This is a genomic window from Paenibacillus planticolens (assembly GCF_013141725.1).
Taxonomy (GTDB): Bacteria; Bacillota; Bacilli; order Paenibacillales; family NBRC-103111; genus Paenibacillus_E; species Paenibacillus_E planticolens.
The window spans coordinates 249322-266157 of the sequence record NZ_WHNZ01000015.1 but is presented as its reverse complement, the minus strand read 5'-3'; the positions used below and the strand labels follow the sequence as shown (position 1 = coordinate 266157).

The 16836-nt window shown below is 53.8% G+C and carries 2 protein-coding genes; both read right to left on the bottom strand.

What is annotated here, in order from left to right; translation table 11 throughout:
- Positions 1 to 27: 27 nt before the first annotated feature.
- Positions 28 to 9117 (bottom strand): chitobiase/beta-hexosaminidase C-terminal domain-containing protein, encoded by a 9090-nt coding sequence (locus GC097_RS07370; RefSeq protein WP_171682667.1) that lies wholly within the window; start codon positions 9115 to 9117, stop codon positions 28 to 30.
- 99 nt (positions 9118 to 9216) lie between these two features.
- Positions 9217 to 16812 carry an S-layer homology domain-containing protein gene (locus GC097_RS07365; protein WP_171682666.1) on the bottom strand — a complete coding sequence of 2532 codons (7596 nt, stop codon included), beginning with the start codon at positions 16810 to 16812 and terminating at the stop codon, positions 9217 to 9219.
- Positions 16813 to 16836 lie beyond the last annotated feature (24 nt).

The following is a 16836-nucleotide window of genomic DNA, read 5'->3' as shown; positions in this document are numbered from 1 at the left end:
TATACCGCCTTTCCAGGCTGGCTGCGCCTATTTGGACGCGGCCATAATGTCGGAGTAAGCCCAATGCGTTGGAAGCAGGTCGCTGAACTTCGCGGGGCCGTCCTGTTTCTCCATACCCGTAATTCGGTTGATCAGAACAACAGCCTGCGCTCTGGTAATTTCGTTGTCAGGCTGGAAGGTTCCGTCCGGGAAGCCATCCACATACCCTGCTTTGATAAAGGCATTGACGTATTTTTCCGACCAATGGCCCTTCACATCCTCCAACGTTGACGCTCCGGTCTCGGAAATATTCAGCTTCAGCACTCTCGCCATCATAACGACGAACTCCGCTCTCGTCAGTTTTTTAGCGCCGCCAAAGGTGTTGTCCGGGAACCCTTCAATGATGCCCGCCGACGTAAAGAACGCTACGGCATCTTGTCTGCCGCTGGTTACGTCACTCAGCACGCCCGCTACGGTCACATCCTCTTTATTCAGCAGAGGATCGAGCATGTACGTAATCTCATAGCGGCTAAGCGCGTTGTCCGGCCTGAATTCATTGTTTTCATAGCCGGAAATGTATTTGATTTGGCTCGCATCGCTTTTCAGATCATACTTGGCGTTTTCCACCTGATAGTTCATAGTGACAACCTGATCGTTTTTATCCGTGATCATTTTAATCGTCATATTCCCCATGATCACAATCTCTCCGGTATAGCGAGCGCTGTTTTTCGTCGGTATACTGCCGTCAGTCGTATAATAAATGATCTGACCCTCCGGCGCCGTCAACGTCAATTTGCTGTTCTTGGCGACGGACACCGAAGTTTTGTTATCGGTCTGAACCGTCTTGGAGCCGATGTTGGCGGCAATGCCCGGTTCGGCAACGATTGGCGGAGCCCATCCGCCGCCACCCATTAACGGAGGTTTCTTCGTCCAAGTCGCCGTCAAAACCTCGCTGTTTTCCTTATCTTCCGCTATCGTCATCGCCTTGATCGTTGTCGTATCTTTCAGTACGATAGGCGCGGTATAAACCTTGGACCATGCATCCGGCTGGCTGCCGTCCAACGTATATACGATCTTGCCGCCCGGCTCGTCTGCAGCCAACACAACGGAAACTTGATCCGCAAACGGAGTTTCACCGGAAACGACGCCAGGTTTCTTCGCGGTATCCACGAATGATAAAGCTGGCGCATTCACTGTCCACGTTCTGGCTTCTCCGTTCACCGCTGCTGTCAGTACGGCGCTGCCGCCCGTTTTCATTGAACCTTTCGTTGCATCCGAAGCCTTGACGATGGTAATTCCATTCGGATCGGCCGTCCAAGTTACCGCACTATCGCGAGTCAACCCAAAATCGGATTTGATGCTATGGATGGAATCCTTCTCGCTTAAAATAACGGCCGCTGTACTCAGTTTGGATACCGCGGTTCCGCTAAATGCTGCAAGCTGCGGATAAAACCCTTGAGCAGCCTGCCACAATCCCCCATTCAGACCGATCGGCAGCGTTCCTGAGACGAAGTCCTTGGCCGACAAGCCGATCGCTTCGCCGCTTGTGCCTGCCGTTCTTTTGCCATCGGCATTATAGTAGGCGGTGTCCGCTTTCAGCATTTGCTTGTTGAACGCGGTATTCGCGATAACAGCCGCGCCTTCCTTCTTGCCGGCGATACCGCCGAAATAGGATGCGCTCGGATCGATTTTGCCGCCGACTGATGCGACAACTTCGCCGACATTCAAGGAATCGCTAATCTTGCCTTCTGCAGCGTACCCAACTATGCCGCCGGCCCACGCTTTGGTTGTCCCTTCTGCGCTCAAACGTCCCGAGTAGTACGTATTGGCGATTTTACCCCGATTCAGACCCGCAATGCCTCCTACCGTCGCTTGATCAGCGGAAATAGTAAGGCCCGCAAAGGAGAACGATTCGCTGATATCACCGGTTGCTCTGTTCTCCCCAGCAATTCCTCCAGCTGCCACCGGAAGACTGGCATTCGTATTCGCGAGGGTGCCTCTGGAGTATGATTTGCTGATCTTTCCTTCATTCGCACCGGCAATGCCGCCTGCAACGCCACCTGCTGTACTGATCGTGCCATTCACAGCTATGCGGTCTGCGGTTCCGCTATTGAGGCCGATCGCCCCGCCGGTGTAATCCGCGCCTTTCACGGTGCCGCCGTTGATTGTGATGCCGCTGATCTTCGCTCCGTCATGGTTGATCCCGGCGACAATGCCTGTGTTTGTGCCTGCGGCGATGTTGGCGCCGACAAAGGTAATATTGGCGATGCTTCCGTAATTCTCAGCAACAAATCCGTAGGCGGAAGCACCTGGTGCCGTGCCTTTAAGCCCTGTAATCGATTTGCCTTTGCCGTCGAACTCTCCGTAGAAAGCGGCGAACGGTACCCACGGACGGCCATCCATAGCAATATCCGCCCCGAGAGAGAACTTGTTCATCTCAGGCTTCGCAGCAGCCGTCCGGTTAAACAATCCGTAAAATTCGGTTCCCGGATCGTTATAGAACGTCGTGATACCGATCAACTGCTTCTCGCTCAGGATGACAATATCCGAAGCTCCGTTATGGCTCAGGAAGGAGGCATCGATGTCAAAATTCCAGCTGCCGAATGCATATGACCCGGTAAGGTCGCCTTCCGCTTTCATCGCCTCCCCCGTGCCTAAGTTGCGGCCCGTCGGAGCGAGCGTTCCCAGATAGGAGGACGACGTGACTTTCCCGTCTCTGAAATTGTAGCCGATAAACGCTCCGATAAACGCATTTGCGCCGGTGACGTTCATCGTGACCGCAGGGGTGCCCGCAAAGGCGTTCTGGATCACGCCGTCGTTATACCCCGCGAACCCGCCGGTATACGACCTTGTCGCGTGATTGATTCCGGTCGTGATTACTTTTTCCTGCATCGCATAAGCATTTTTTACGCTAGCCATACGCTCGACAACTCCGGCGAAGCCGCCCGTGCGTGTGTCAAAGCCTTGATTCGCGACTTTTCCCGTCGTATAAGCTTCATTAATCGCATAACGGTCTGCGGAGCCGACGAACCCGCCCGCATATGCGCCCGTTATTCCTTGAACCTCCACGGTTCCTTTGGCGTAAGCCCGTTTGATGGCGCCCGATCCAGACGGGTCGGTATCCCCCAGCAAACCTGCAAATCCGCCGGCATAGATCGTATTGTCTTGATTGTCGCATATCACCTGCACAGGGATATCGGCAAAAGAATTCGTAAATAGCGTGTTATCGGCTATTCCTACAAAGCCGCCGACGTGAGCTGCCGGAATTACGCCCGGCTTCGTGACGGCGCTGCCTACCGTGATCTTCTCTCCGGCTGCTGCAGTCGCACTCGTGTAATGAATTTCGCCGCCAGCCGATTGGCCGACAGCCCCGCCGACATGATAAACGCGGTTGGAATCTGCAGTGATGCTGCTATGAGCAGCCGTGCTGACGATGATCCCGCTGTTGTACCCCGCGATACCGCCGATCGCGGACGTTTTACCGCCGCTGACCGCAAGGGCCGGAACGGATACCGAATGATAGATCGACGCTGCCGTATTCTTGCCTGCGATACCGCCGACAAAAAGGACGGCTCCGTTATCCGCGCCTGCTGCTTTGATCGTTTTGGCGGAGACGGTTGCTTGATATATGCCTCTATAGAACGGAGCCAGCTTACCGAAATTAAAGGCCCGATTGACATCACTGGACGAGATGATCCCCGCAACGCCTCCGATGGAGGACTCGCCCGATTGGGCCGCGGCGTCGATGTCCGAGGTCACATTCACCATATACAGAATGGCATTGTCTGCCTGTCCGGCGATACCGCCTGCAATGACTTGGTCCCCGGACGCTTTGATCGCGCCGCTTACCGATGCCTGCTCAACCGCTGCATTCGCGATCTTACCGGCGATGCCGCCGATAACGGCTTGTCCGCCGCTGCCTGTGGCAACCAGCTTCACGTTATCCACTTTCACTTGGTCCAAGTCAAACGAATTGGTGCCCCGGCCTTCCTTGGCTCCCACGATCCCGCCGACAATGCCGCTGCCGGTCATATGCTGGCCATCCTGCTTGACCGCCAGCGTAACGTCGCTGATCGTATTGCCCGGACCCGATTGGCCGATCACACCGCCTAAAGTCGATCCCGCACCTGACGTTTGCAGCGTACCGTCCGTAAAGGTAAGCGCGATATGCTCCGCTTGCCCGGATACGTACTGCCCGATCAGACCGCCCACGGTGTTGTTTGCGCCTGTCGTCGAAATGCGGTAGTTCGCCGCAATATCCACGCTGAAGCCGCGTACATCGCCGGTCTGTCTGCCGATCAGCCCACCGACCGTGGCATTGTCGGCCGAGCTGCCGATGCTTGCATCCACCGGCTTGAAGGCAAACAGTCCCGGGTTAAGCGCCATCGCATTGTCGCCGATCAGTCCGCCGGCAACCGAATTCGCGCCTGTCGCTTCGATTCGGCTGCCTCCCTCAAGACTAATCGCAATGCCTGATATCGTACCCGTATTTTTGCCAAGCACGCTGCCGACAGTGCCGCCGCTGATTTTCACGCCGCCCAGCAGCTTGATGCTGATATTGGATACAGCGCCTTGATTCACACCGGCAAGCACGCCGGTAAACTGTTGTCCAGCCACGGACAAAGGTTCGATATTGATATTTTCCACCTTCGCCTGCTGCCCGATCACGCCGAACAGTCCGGAGTACGAGGCGACCGGTGTCACCGTCAGACCGTCGATGAGCTGGCCGTTTCCGTTAAAATGTCCTTGGAATGGGCTGTCTTCGCTGCTGCCGATTGCCGCCCATTGTTTCGATTGAATATGGATCGGATTCATCACTTTGATCGTCCGGCCTTCAAAAGAGAACTTGGTTACGCCGGGCATAGAGCCGTTGACAATGGCCGCAAGGCCTGCCAGCTCCGCCTCGCTCTTCACCTCAAAGCTATAAGCGCCTTGATCGCGCATATACCAATTGATGTTGGCATTCACATCGTCGCTGCCCGTCTCTCCTCCGCTGTTGGCCACGCGGATCAATTCGGGATATTTATATACGGCATTGAGCGAGCCGTATCTCCAGACCGTTGTGAAATCCCAGCCCGACAGCGTCGGGAAATAATCTCTGTTCTTGAGCGTTTCCGCCAAAATTGTGCTAAGCCGTGCCTGCACATTCAGCCAACGCATATTGCCTTCGGCAAAGTCAGGCAAATCCGCATTGATATCGTTGCCTGCATCTTTCACATAATACGCTTTATAAAGCAGTTCCTTGCTTGCATTGTCATAGCGTCCCGCAAAGCCGCCGGCATACGAGCCTTCAACGGCCGATACTTTGCCGGCTGAATAGGCAGTCGTCACAGTGCCGTTCGTAATTCGGCCAAGCAGTCCGCCGGCATAAGAATGATCGGCACCCGCAACTACTTCTTTGGCCGCATAAGAATTCGTGATGCTGCCTGCCGCATGCTCGCCGACTAAACCGCCGACGATCGTGTAGATGCCTTTTGCGCTCACTTTGGAAACCGAATACGATTTGTCAATCGTTCCGCTGTTGCGGCCGATGACTCCGCCCAAATAAACGGAATTGGCTTCTGTTCCATAAGCGCTGCCGGTAATATCAATGTCTACATATGAAGCAGTCACCTGACCACGGTTTTCGCCGACAAGTCCGCCAGCCAGCGTATTTTCGCCTTCGATCGTCAAGTTCGCATTGGAGTACGTATAATACAACGTTCCGCTGTTCGTATTTACGCCGGCCAAGCCACCGACAATACCGGAGTTTCCTTTGGAGACCACCGATATTTTATCGGAAATGCTGTTATTGGCGATCAAGCTGCGATTTTCGCCGACCATCCCGCCGGTTACGGCCGCAATCGCATTCAAATGAATCGTTCCGACGATCCGGCTGTTCTGGATCGTGCTGACCGCTTTGCCTGGATCTGCAGCCGGATCTGTTCCACGGCGGTCATTGATTCCGACAATACCTCCGACTGTGGATGGGGAAGCGGTCGGATTCACCTTGATGCTGAGGGCATCCGTATGATTGTTGATAATAACGCCGGCCGTATCGCCGCTCAGATTGTAGCCGGCCATTCCGCCGATCACCGCGTTAGGACTTCCTGCGACGAGATTGACAGAACCCGAGGATACTTTTTCCACCCGCGTCTTGTCGTTGTATCCGGCAATCCCACCGATATATGGGGCCGCCGCAGATGCGCTGCTGGTAATAAACACGTTGTCCGCATTGAGCTTCACTGCGTCGCCGACGATTTTGCCGTTCTCGGTGCTTCCGGCGATCCCGCCGGCCTTGGCGTTCGCTCCCGTAAAGGATATCATCGCATAATCGGGAAGCTCAGCATCGATCACCGGATCTTTGATCTCGGTATTCCTCGCATAGCCGGCAATCCCGCCGATGACGGCGTTCGCTCCCGTCGCTGTCAGCAGCGGCTGCTCTCCGGCCCGCACCCATGCTCCGCCGATGCCAGCCAGCACTGTGCTGTTGTTCGGCGCTTCGGAGTGCCCCGCGATCCCGCCGAGCTCCGCACTAACGCCGCTTGCCTCAAGGAGATTATTTTGGGTGTGTACCGCGTTGATGAAGCCTGAATTATGCCCGGCAATCCCGCCGATTTGGTTGGCGCTGCCTTGCGATGTGATCGTCACATCTTTTGCCGTGATAGCAAACCCTGAACTCGGGGCGTTCATAACGGCTTCCTGAATACCAATCGCTCCGCCGACCTTGATTCCGGAAGCCAGTACTTGGGTAACGGTATTCTCTATATGAAGCAGAGTAATTTGCGCAGTGCGGCTGATGCCGATAGCCCCGCCCGCATTACTGTTAGTCGCCTTGACGGCGATCTCTAGCTGCTTGACTTCAACCGGTGCCCCGGGAGCTCCGATTTGGGCATCGGGGGCAAGTATTCCGGCCATCCCGCCCAAATTGTAGCCGCTTCTTCCCGCCTCGTTAAGCAATCCGATGCGAGTAACCAAACTCGCCGTAACCGTGAGCGGCCCTTCGCTCCGTCCGACAATACCGCCTGCCGTCAAGCGGTCGATGCCCGCAGCAGCGGCTAATTTCACGCTGTCGCTGCCTGCCGAGGCAGCGTCGCCTACGGTTGCTCCGGTAATCGTGCCTTGTGCCGTACCGGCAACGCCTCCGGCGAAGCCGTCAACGGTTTGAACCGTCGCGGTCACATATTTGACATTCGCCGATTGAATAGTCCCTTTCAAATATCCTACCACGCCGCCGATGAAGCCGTCGGCTGTAAGTACTGCTTGGCTGTCCGCCGTATTCCCTACGGCTGCGCCGGAAATCAAGCCGCCGTCTACATAGCCGGCAATACCGCCCGTATAGGTGTGCACGCCGCCTCCTGTCGATGTCAGCGTCCCCTTCCGGTATGTTGGAACTCCTTGGACTACGCCCGCTGGTGTCCGTTTAAATGATGTCCCGGTAATACTTCCGCTTCCGCCGGCATTCATATAGTAGCCGACGATTCCGCCGGTACTGACGGTGCTGTCCGAGCTGGAAGCCGTTGCCGTAACTGTGATGTCGCCTGCGAACGATGCGCCTGCGATCGTTTTATCGAGCCCTTCTTCCGGGACGATGCCAATGAAGCCGCCCGTATACTGCTTCGTCTTGCCTGTAACTTTGATATCTCCGATGCTGGAGACGTTATCGCTTGGTTCGCCGCTTGTTCTCGCATAAGCCCGGTTGGAGACGATCCCGCCCGTATACAGTCCGGTACCGCCCGTTACCGTAATGGCCCCACTGTTTTCAAAAGCAAGCGCAGCGGTATTGTCAAAAAGCACCCGGCTCGCGGAATAGCCAACCAATCCGCCGGTATACACTTCATCCGGCTTGCCCGGCTGTGTTCCTCCGGAAACCTGAAGTGCAGCCGTATTTTTCGCCGCACCTTTAAAACTAAACGGTCCTGACGCATAACCGATCAGCCCGCCGGTATAAAGGTGATCTTTACCTGTTGCTGTAATGCTTACGCTGTTGGTATAGCTCTTCACATACGTAAATTCACCCTCGACATAGCCGGCAATACCTCCCGTATATACGTTAGTTCCGCCGTTATTCGTGACGACCCCCGTATTGACGAATGCAACATCCGCCTGCTCGGTGCCCAGAAAGCCCGCCAGTCCGCCGGCATACGATCCGCCTGCCGAAGGAGCTGCGATGGTTACCGTTCCGCTGTTTACGGTGTTCGGGGAAAAGATCGCCTGCCCGCTGGCTTTACCCAAAATGCCGCCGGCATACTGGTTCGATCCGCCGGAGACAGTTACCGTCCCAGCATTCGAAATATTGGTATTATAGTCACTCATCTTGATGAGTAGAGGCGAATAGCCTGCTATACCGCCGGCATACACATCGTTACCCGCCCTGCTCACGACGCTCAGCGTCCCGTTATTCCACAATTTCACAGCCTCTAACCCGCTGCCGTATACGCTTCCGATGACCCCTCCGGCGTAAACCGTTCCACCGGATACCGTAACCGCACCGTTATTGACGAGGTTAGAGATATGGCCTTCGCTTTGACCGACGATCCCTCCTACGTGAGTATCTCGGGATGCTGTATCGACCGTAACGGTCATATCATTCGTTATATCGTACAAATAACTGTTATTGATCATTTTGCCGACGGCTGCCCCAGCGTAGACACCCTGAGAAACCGAAGGCATGTTGATGCTGCCGGTGCTGGTGAATTTAAATCCGCCCACCGTTGCCCCATCCATGTATCCGACCAAGCCGCTGTAAAGGCGATCGTCGGCTACCTTCATACCGCGAATTTCCTTCGTTTGGCCGTCCGTTGTTATCAGCGTCCCTTTGAAGGGCTTTGTATCCGTACCAATCGGTATCCATTGGTAAGCGGATAAATCCAGATCCTGGCTGACCTCCAGCCTCTTTCCGCTAAGACCGTTGACCTCCACGCCGTTCCGGCTGGTTCCGTCATTGACCAGCTTGGCAACACCTGCCAGCTTAGCCGGCGTGTTAATCGTAAAGGTTCCGAAGGATGGATCGACGTCAAACCAACTCGTATCCGGATTGCTGCCGTCCGTCCATCGCCCTGTGTTTGCACTTGCATAGTAAGCTGCAAAGCTTGCCAGCAATACGATACATAAACCAGCAAATACAATCGCATAGATTGATTTTTGCTTCAATGCCATTTGTACACCGCCTCAATTTGGTAAAAATCCGTTTCTCAACCTCTTATATGAGAGATACCGGCACAGGTCATGAAGACTTGTGTCGGTATCTTTTCGTTATTAACGGCTTGCAAGCCACGAATCGAGTCTAATTGCGATCGCCGCTGCCTGAGCTCTTGTTAGTTCGCTTAACGGATTCACGTTGTTGTTGTCCCCTTCGATGATTCCGTTTTGGATGCAGACCGCAGCTGGTATTTTAGCCCAGCCGGGAACGGATGTGCCGTCCGCGAAGGCACTAAGCACCTTGTCCGCTTCCTCTTCCGACATCTCTTGGCTGCGTCCCAGCGCTTCAAGCAGTCTTCCCGCCATCGTCATCGCCTCAATTCTCGACACGGTTGACTGAGGAGCGAAGCTTCCGTCAGCTAAACCGTTGACGATGCCCATTCGCGCTGCAACTCCCACGCTTTGGTTGTACCAATCATCTGAAGCGATATCCGTAAATTCGGCTTCAGCTTTCTTGTTCATCATGCCTGCAACCCGCAGCAGAATCGTCGGATATTCGGCCCGCGTAATGTAGCTTTCCGGTTCGAAGCGATCTTCCGCCTTGCCAAGCACAAACAATTTGGCTGCCGCTTGGTAAGTGACCTCTTTCCCCCAGAAGTCATTCTGCACGTCCCCGAACGTTTTCACGTTCCGGATAAAGATGAGATTGCCTTCTCCGGTCAATTGAACATCGACCGAGGCCGCATCACCTGTCAGCTTCCACGGTACCGGTGTCCAAGCGCCATCCGGACTTTTCAGCACAACCGCCGTAATATCAGCAGGCCCCAGTGAATCCGGCAGCGGGATACGAGTGGCCGCATAGCCATTCCAGTCGGCTGCAGGGATGTTTGTCTTGATCGATACGCCCTGACCGCCCGCGAGCAAGGTGGAGTCCAGACTGCCAGCCAGCTTGCTCAGGCCGTCAAGCTCTTCGCTTAAGTTTCTAAAAATATGAACTTCCAGATTGTCTTTCATGTTTGCCAGCATCTTCGGCGTCAGAACGAGCTCAGCTAAAGGCACTTTGATGACGATATTCCGTTGTTTGCCGATCGCCTGCCGGCCGATCTCCTTATCCAGACGGAACGTAAAGCCCTTAGCCGTGCGATCCTCAGAAGCGATCACGATATCCTTGGCGCCGGAGGCATCCACATACTTCCCATCGATATCCGCTACGACCACGTCGTCCTTTTTCTCGGCGCTAATACGCTGCTGGCCGATGACGATATCGGAACTGGTCGTGACCGGAATAGGCCCGCCGCCGCCACCGAAGCCGCCAAACTGCGGCAGCCAAACGTTGGCAGACAGTGCTGCTGCCCCTACCGCCAACTTGCCCGATGAGGTTCGTTTCGCCACTACGACGCTATCGCCCGATTGTGCGGAAACGATCCCGTCTTGAGGCAGGAAGCTCCAAGAGCTAATATCTTGGTTAAGCTGCGGCACTGCGCCCGCACCTTTGGAAAACACTTTATAAACAAGCTGGAATCCGAGCATTTCCCCTGCATCGCTCACAGCCACCTTCGTATGGGAGCCGTCGTTAGCGATTGTCGAAGTACTGGCTTGAATACTGCCAAGTACCGTCGGTGCGGAAATTTCTACGGTTGCCGCCGCCATCGCTTGCAGCGTAACGCCATCAGCAACCTGATATTCCGCCTGAACAAGGCTGGCCCCTCTGCCAAGCGCGGTGATCGACTTACCGTCTTTGTTCAGCTGTGCCGCATCCCCTGACAAGACCGAATAGCTGACTTTGTCCGCAGAGACCGGAATCTCCTTGAACTTCGGCTTACCCTGTGCATCTTTGCCGTCGGATACACGCAGATTGGCTTCCAGCTTCGCGCTGTCTCCCGGCTTCATGACCGGCAGCTGCTTGATTACGAGCCCTGCAGGTACATGGAACTGGTCATTCGTAATTGACACGATGGCCGAATTTTCATTGCCCGCGCCGTCGCGCGCCTTAACGGTAAGCTGTATGGTTGGATCCGTCGATTCCACCGCAATATCTCCTGAGAAACTTCCGTTATCCGTCACATGAAGCTTGGTTTCTTTCTTGTTCCCGATGACCGTAAGTTCAGCGTCGTTCGAGGTTCTGCCGGAAAAACGGATTTTCCCGCCGCTCGTTCTTGCCCCTGTTGAAGGCTCGTCCAAGTACAGCACGGGAGCGATCGTATCTACGATTAGATAAAGCATTTTGACCTTGTAATCTTTCGTTTTCGCATTGGTCGCAAGCAGCTCGATCGCATAAGTCCCGTCCGTCGTAAACGGAGTCAACTGCAGGGTGCCGTGACTACCTTTTCCGTCATTTTGCAGTGTAGTCTTACCGATCAATTGATTGTCATAGTAAGCTTCCACGGTAATATCCTGCTGATCGGAGAACAGCTGGATGTTTTGCTGCGTGACTTGATTGGTCAACAAGTCGATTTTCGGCCCAGGCGCGCCAAGCTTTTCCCTGCTGGTTTCAAGCACCGGTTTGGCCGGTACCGGCAGCAGCTTCCTCGCGCTGTCCGTTCTGGCGGCATAATGATAATTCTCGTTTTTGTCGGCTTCCTTGGAAGGCTTGACGACAGACGAAACGCCTACGATATACTCTTGCCCTACCTGTAAACCGGTATATTTGATATCTTTCGGATCCGCAGGGGCGCTGTTCAAGCTTTTGAGATCGACGCTCTCGCTCGTTGTCGTCGCCGTCCAACCGCCTATCTTAATGCCTTCGTATTTGCCGGTCGCGGCATTCCAATGACTTGCCAACTCCGCTTCGGTAAACATAAGCTCACCGAAATTCGGATAAGATGCCAACTTGCCGTCCTGCTCCTGCATGGCGCTAATGACATAGCTGTGCTCGTAATTTTTCAGAGCGGGCTTTATCGGCGCCGGTTTGAAGCTCAGCTGGAAAAATCCGTTGCCCGCAGGCTCGATGGAGACGTCGCTGACCTCCTGAGGAGCCAGAGGGTCGACGATGTCGAATTTCTCCGCCGACGTCTTGGTGCCGAACGCGCTGTCAGACTTGAGCTCGGCCCGCAAATAATAGCTGCCTTGCTGCAGCAGTCCACGAATGTCCTCGTCGGCGCCCATCATACTGACCTTCGTTACGTCGATGACCTTGCTGCCGCTTGTCATTGCCCCTGACACTACGCCGCCTTCGGCAACGGGGATGTCTTTGGCAAGCAGCATGCCCGGTTCGCCCGGCTCAAGCACTTCTTGACCGTTCTCAAGCTTCGCCTTGTCTCCGGTTACGGCATCCTTGGTCAAGTAGAGATTAACGGTATCTCCCGCCTTGGCATTGTTCACCGACCAACTTGCCGTGAATTTATTCGCATCTCCGCTATTCTTCGTCAAACCGACGTTGTTCAGCTGCGGCAGCGTCGGAACGTTAAGCAGTTTGGTTTGAACGGCCGATGTGGACGTAAGCGTCCATGTGCCGCTATCCTTGATTTTATCTTGCGGAACGACGATAAACGCCTTCCGGTGATCCACTTGATCGCTCGCTTGAGCGGCCGGGATATGCTGCGTAAATGCGGTAGCCGCCGGATTCGTGTTCGTGTTGTCGATCACGATCGGATACGGCTTGCCGGCCGAATCCTTGAGCGTTAAACCAGGCATGTCCTTATCTGTGTACTCCACTTCGATAATGGCATTGCCGGATATGCCGCTTGTTGGAATTTCGTGCAAGCGCCCGCTGTTTTTCACTGTGATGCCGCCGATTCCGATGTTCATTGCTCCGTTGTCCATGACTTGTACGCCTGGAGCAACGTCACGGTATACGATCTCGTGCGTTTCTTTCTCTGCTTCGACCCACGATGTGGCCACTGTCTTCACACCTTGCCCGACGACGAGCAAGCGCGGACCGTGTTCCGGATCGTTGATGAGCACGTGGGTAAAGCCTTCGGGGAGCTGCTCGCCGGAGGTGCCGAATTCGATACCGCCGCCCCAATAGTAAGTAACGCCCAGGGAAATAAACAGAATGCCTACGCTGCCCCAAATTTTATCGTTATTTAATCCGAAAAAGACGCTGGACAGCGGCATCCCGCCGACAACAGGGACCGCGCTCGGGATCTGGATCTTCGCGCCGATGTAGCCCTCAAAATCGGTTCGGTGCTTCTCCAGGTTTTGTCCGACAAAAATTCCGACGCGTCCGACAATGACATCCCAGCCTCCGATATCCACTTCAGCCTGCAAGCGCACGAACCATGGAGTCACCCACTGGGCCTCAATAAGCGCCTGGGTCAACATCGGAATTAAATCGTCTTTACTCGCATTGCTTTTGGTCGAAAAGCCGAGTTTCCCATCCAGCTTAATACCTGTCCGTTTTAACGTCAGATCAATGTCGCCATAATGGTAAGCAGGCGCGATGCCAAACCGTAAGCTAACTCCCGCTTCGATGACTAACGGGAACGGATCGTCCTTCGTGCCGCCGGCAATCGTATCGGCCAGCTCGCGCAGCGCTCCCCGCACACCCGTTAAATAAGTGGCGCCGGTAATGAGCACGCCGGGGTTGCTGAGGGATGCTTTGAAGGCAAGCACATCCGGCAAAATCCTGCCGTCATCCACCTTCTTGAACGCAATTTCCGCCCCGATCTCCGTCATGCTTTTGAGCTGGGCGTCAAATTTCAAGCCGTATGTGTTGGACACGCCATCGACCGGCTGCACATAATGCGTGATGTCGATTTCGCCGCTCGGCTTCTTCGGTCCTTCCGGTTCTTTCTTGGCGTCTTCGCCACCTTTTTTCGGTCCGATTAAGCCCAATTCCTCATTTAAATCGAACTTGAGCGCAGCATCGATACCGACGAATCCTTTGTCATTGAACACGACGTTCTTCACTTCAGCGTTTAATATTTTCAAAGAAATCGTACCGCCGAAGGAAACGCCGCCGGGTCTTAAAATAAAATCGTTAAAGGAAACGCCGAATCCTGAAAATGTAAAATTCGGTACGGAAAACAAACTGTGCTTGTTGAAATATACAAGCTGAACCATCAGCTGCTTGAACGGATTCAGCCTATCTCCAAGCGCACCCGAAGCCCATTTCAAGCTGCCGTTCAGGCTGTCGTCTTCCTCGTTGCCTTTCTTCTCCGGATACTCCGCCTGAGGTATGGTATATCCTTCGCCCAGCGTTTTCTCAAAACCGTTGAAGAAGTCCAGCGTCCATTCCCCTTTATGGAACACAAAACCGCTGCTTGCCACACTGAGCGTCCCGTCCCCCTTCACAAACAACGTGTCGAAGAATGGCATGCTGTCGTAGCCGTTCACTTTTTGTTTAACTCCGAAGAGGTCCAGCTTGCCTCGGGTAAACACCATATCCTTGCCTTTATACGCGACGGCTCCGTTAATGATGGCCGGTTCCGTTTTCGTATCGACGATAACCTGCTGATCAGCTCCGGTGCCCGCCTGCTTGATCATCCCGCGAATGTCGACAAGCTTCTCCCGATCTTCTTCACTAAAAAACTCCTCCATCGCTTCATCCGATTCGAACAAGCGATAATGATAAACAGGCACTTCTTTTAATGACTCTAGATCGTTAAAGGCGGCGTTATCGAATTCCGGGTCCAAAGCCTTGGTAGCAGCACCCATAAATAACTTGGCAGCCTTATAAACACCTACAGCATCGGCCAAATTCATTCCCTGTTTAAAAGGAGCTCCCGGAAATGCGCTGTTCAGCTCCTCGAGCAAGCTTCCGCTTAGCGAGATCGGCGCATGGCTCAAATCGAATTTTTGCTTGTAGACCGCCATGATTTTCGCTTCCCGGATCCGGTTGCTGTCGTCATCCGATACGGCGAATGTTTGACTGGTCGTTATGCTGTACATCGAAGCGATTTCCGCGTCGCCGCCGGTGTCGCCTTTATAAATAATTTCAACCTGGTATTGGCCGAGCGGAAGCTCCGGCCCTAGACCGGCCTGAATGACGGTACCCTTGCTGTCAACCAAGTCCCCGCCTCTGTAGGTAATGCGCATATCTCCCGAGTACCCGTCATCGGTTGGCTGCAAAATGACCGAGTTTTTGACTGGTACTTTATAACGTTTGCCTGTTGCTTTCTCCTTGAGGAACAAGTCGAAGTTGGGCTCGGTTGTCTCGTTGCCCGGATTGTAAGCCTCAATATTCGACAAGTTGACGGCCAAATATTTGACGTCGGTGCTGTACGTCTCTTTCGGCGACATGCCGAACACATACGTTGGCACCGCATTCCCAATGGCCGGCAATAAAATGAAATTCGATTTATTCGACTCGAATTGGGCTTTAATTCCTTCATCCGTTTGCCCTTGCAGCTTGGCTTCCGTTTCCGGACTCCTTACCGTCATCATGTACTGCTTCGTCGTCGGCCAAGGCTTGCCCTTCGCCTGCACTTTGAACGAAGCAGTGACCGTATCGCCGGGTTTGAATTTCGGGATAATACCCAGCTCCGCTTCCGCCGGTGTCGCCGGTTTACGGAATACCATTTTCTTGCTGCGGTATGATTCCGTAAGCGCCTTGCCCTTCGCATCGCGCACGATATTACCCTGGTCGTCTAACTTGACGAAATTAAGCCCGTTATCCAGCGTCAGCTCAGCCTCGATGTAAGATTGCTCCATATTAAAAGAAGCAAGGTTCTCCAGCTCGGCGTTCATATCAAATATGCCTTCGCTTGCATAATCGCTGTTGTCGCTCAAAGTAGCCAATTGCTGCGGTGTATCCATAAACCGGATGGAAAATACTTTATCCGGCGCGATGATTTCGCCAAGTCCATAGACGGTTTCAAATGTTTGCATCGTCTGGCTCGCAATCGGCTTCGGCTGCCAATATAAGGCTACCGCCGAATCCGCCGTGCCATAGTCGTTCGTATCTCTCGTAAAGTCGAGATTCGGATTCGGGGTATAATCCCATTTCGTGTTCGCCAGACCGTTCCAATGGCCTACGATCATTTCATCCACAATATTGATATTTTGCTCTGCAAAGTTATTGAATCCGTAAGCGATCACGTTCGTTGCCAGCGGATTCGATAAATCGAGCTTATCACGCATAACCCAATATGGGGGGAGTTTGTAATAAGCCTTATCCTCTTCCGATATGCTCGAATCCGGCTCATGAACCAGCTTTCTCTCGACAGACAGAGGAACCTTATAGCCGGTTCCGATTTGGAACTCGGGCCCGTCGTTGCCTCCGACCATCGTATCCAGCAGAATACGGGAGCCCAGTTGTACCTGGGCGCCGCTTCTGTTGATAACTTCATAACGAATGTTTACGTTGCCGGCATTTTTCTTGTCGGACGTGTCGCTATAGAGCATAAGGATTTGCTTAATTTCAACGCCTTTGATCGTCCATACCGTTTCGGTCTGCTTGGACCCGTTCGGATTTATGACAATTCGGGGCTTCGTGGTTTCCGAGAAAAAATTGGCGGCAAACTTGTAAGGATTGCCGAAAATATAATCGGTTCCGTCAATCCGAAAAGTCGTGAAGGACGTTTCCGGATCGTCGCCACGGAACAGCATATCGACGTTCTGATCCTTTTTCCGAACCGGCTGCCCCTCCACCGTTCTTATGCCGTACCGCCCTGTGGCGTTATCGACGGTAATTTTAATAAAATCGTTTTGCAGCACCGTTACCTTGGGCCCGCCAAGCTCCGCCGCAAGGACGGAAGCTACTTGGAAATTCGAGCTTGCGATAATGATGAGTGCCAGCAATAGTACAAATGTCTTTCTGACCAGCTTCAAATGAACTGCCTCCTATCCCTCACA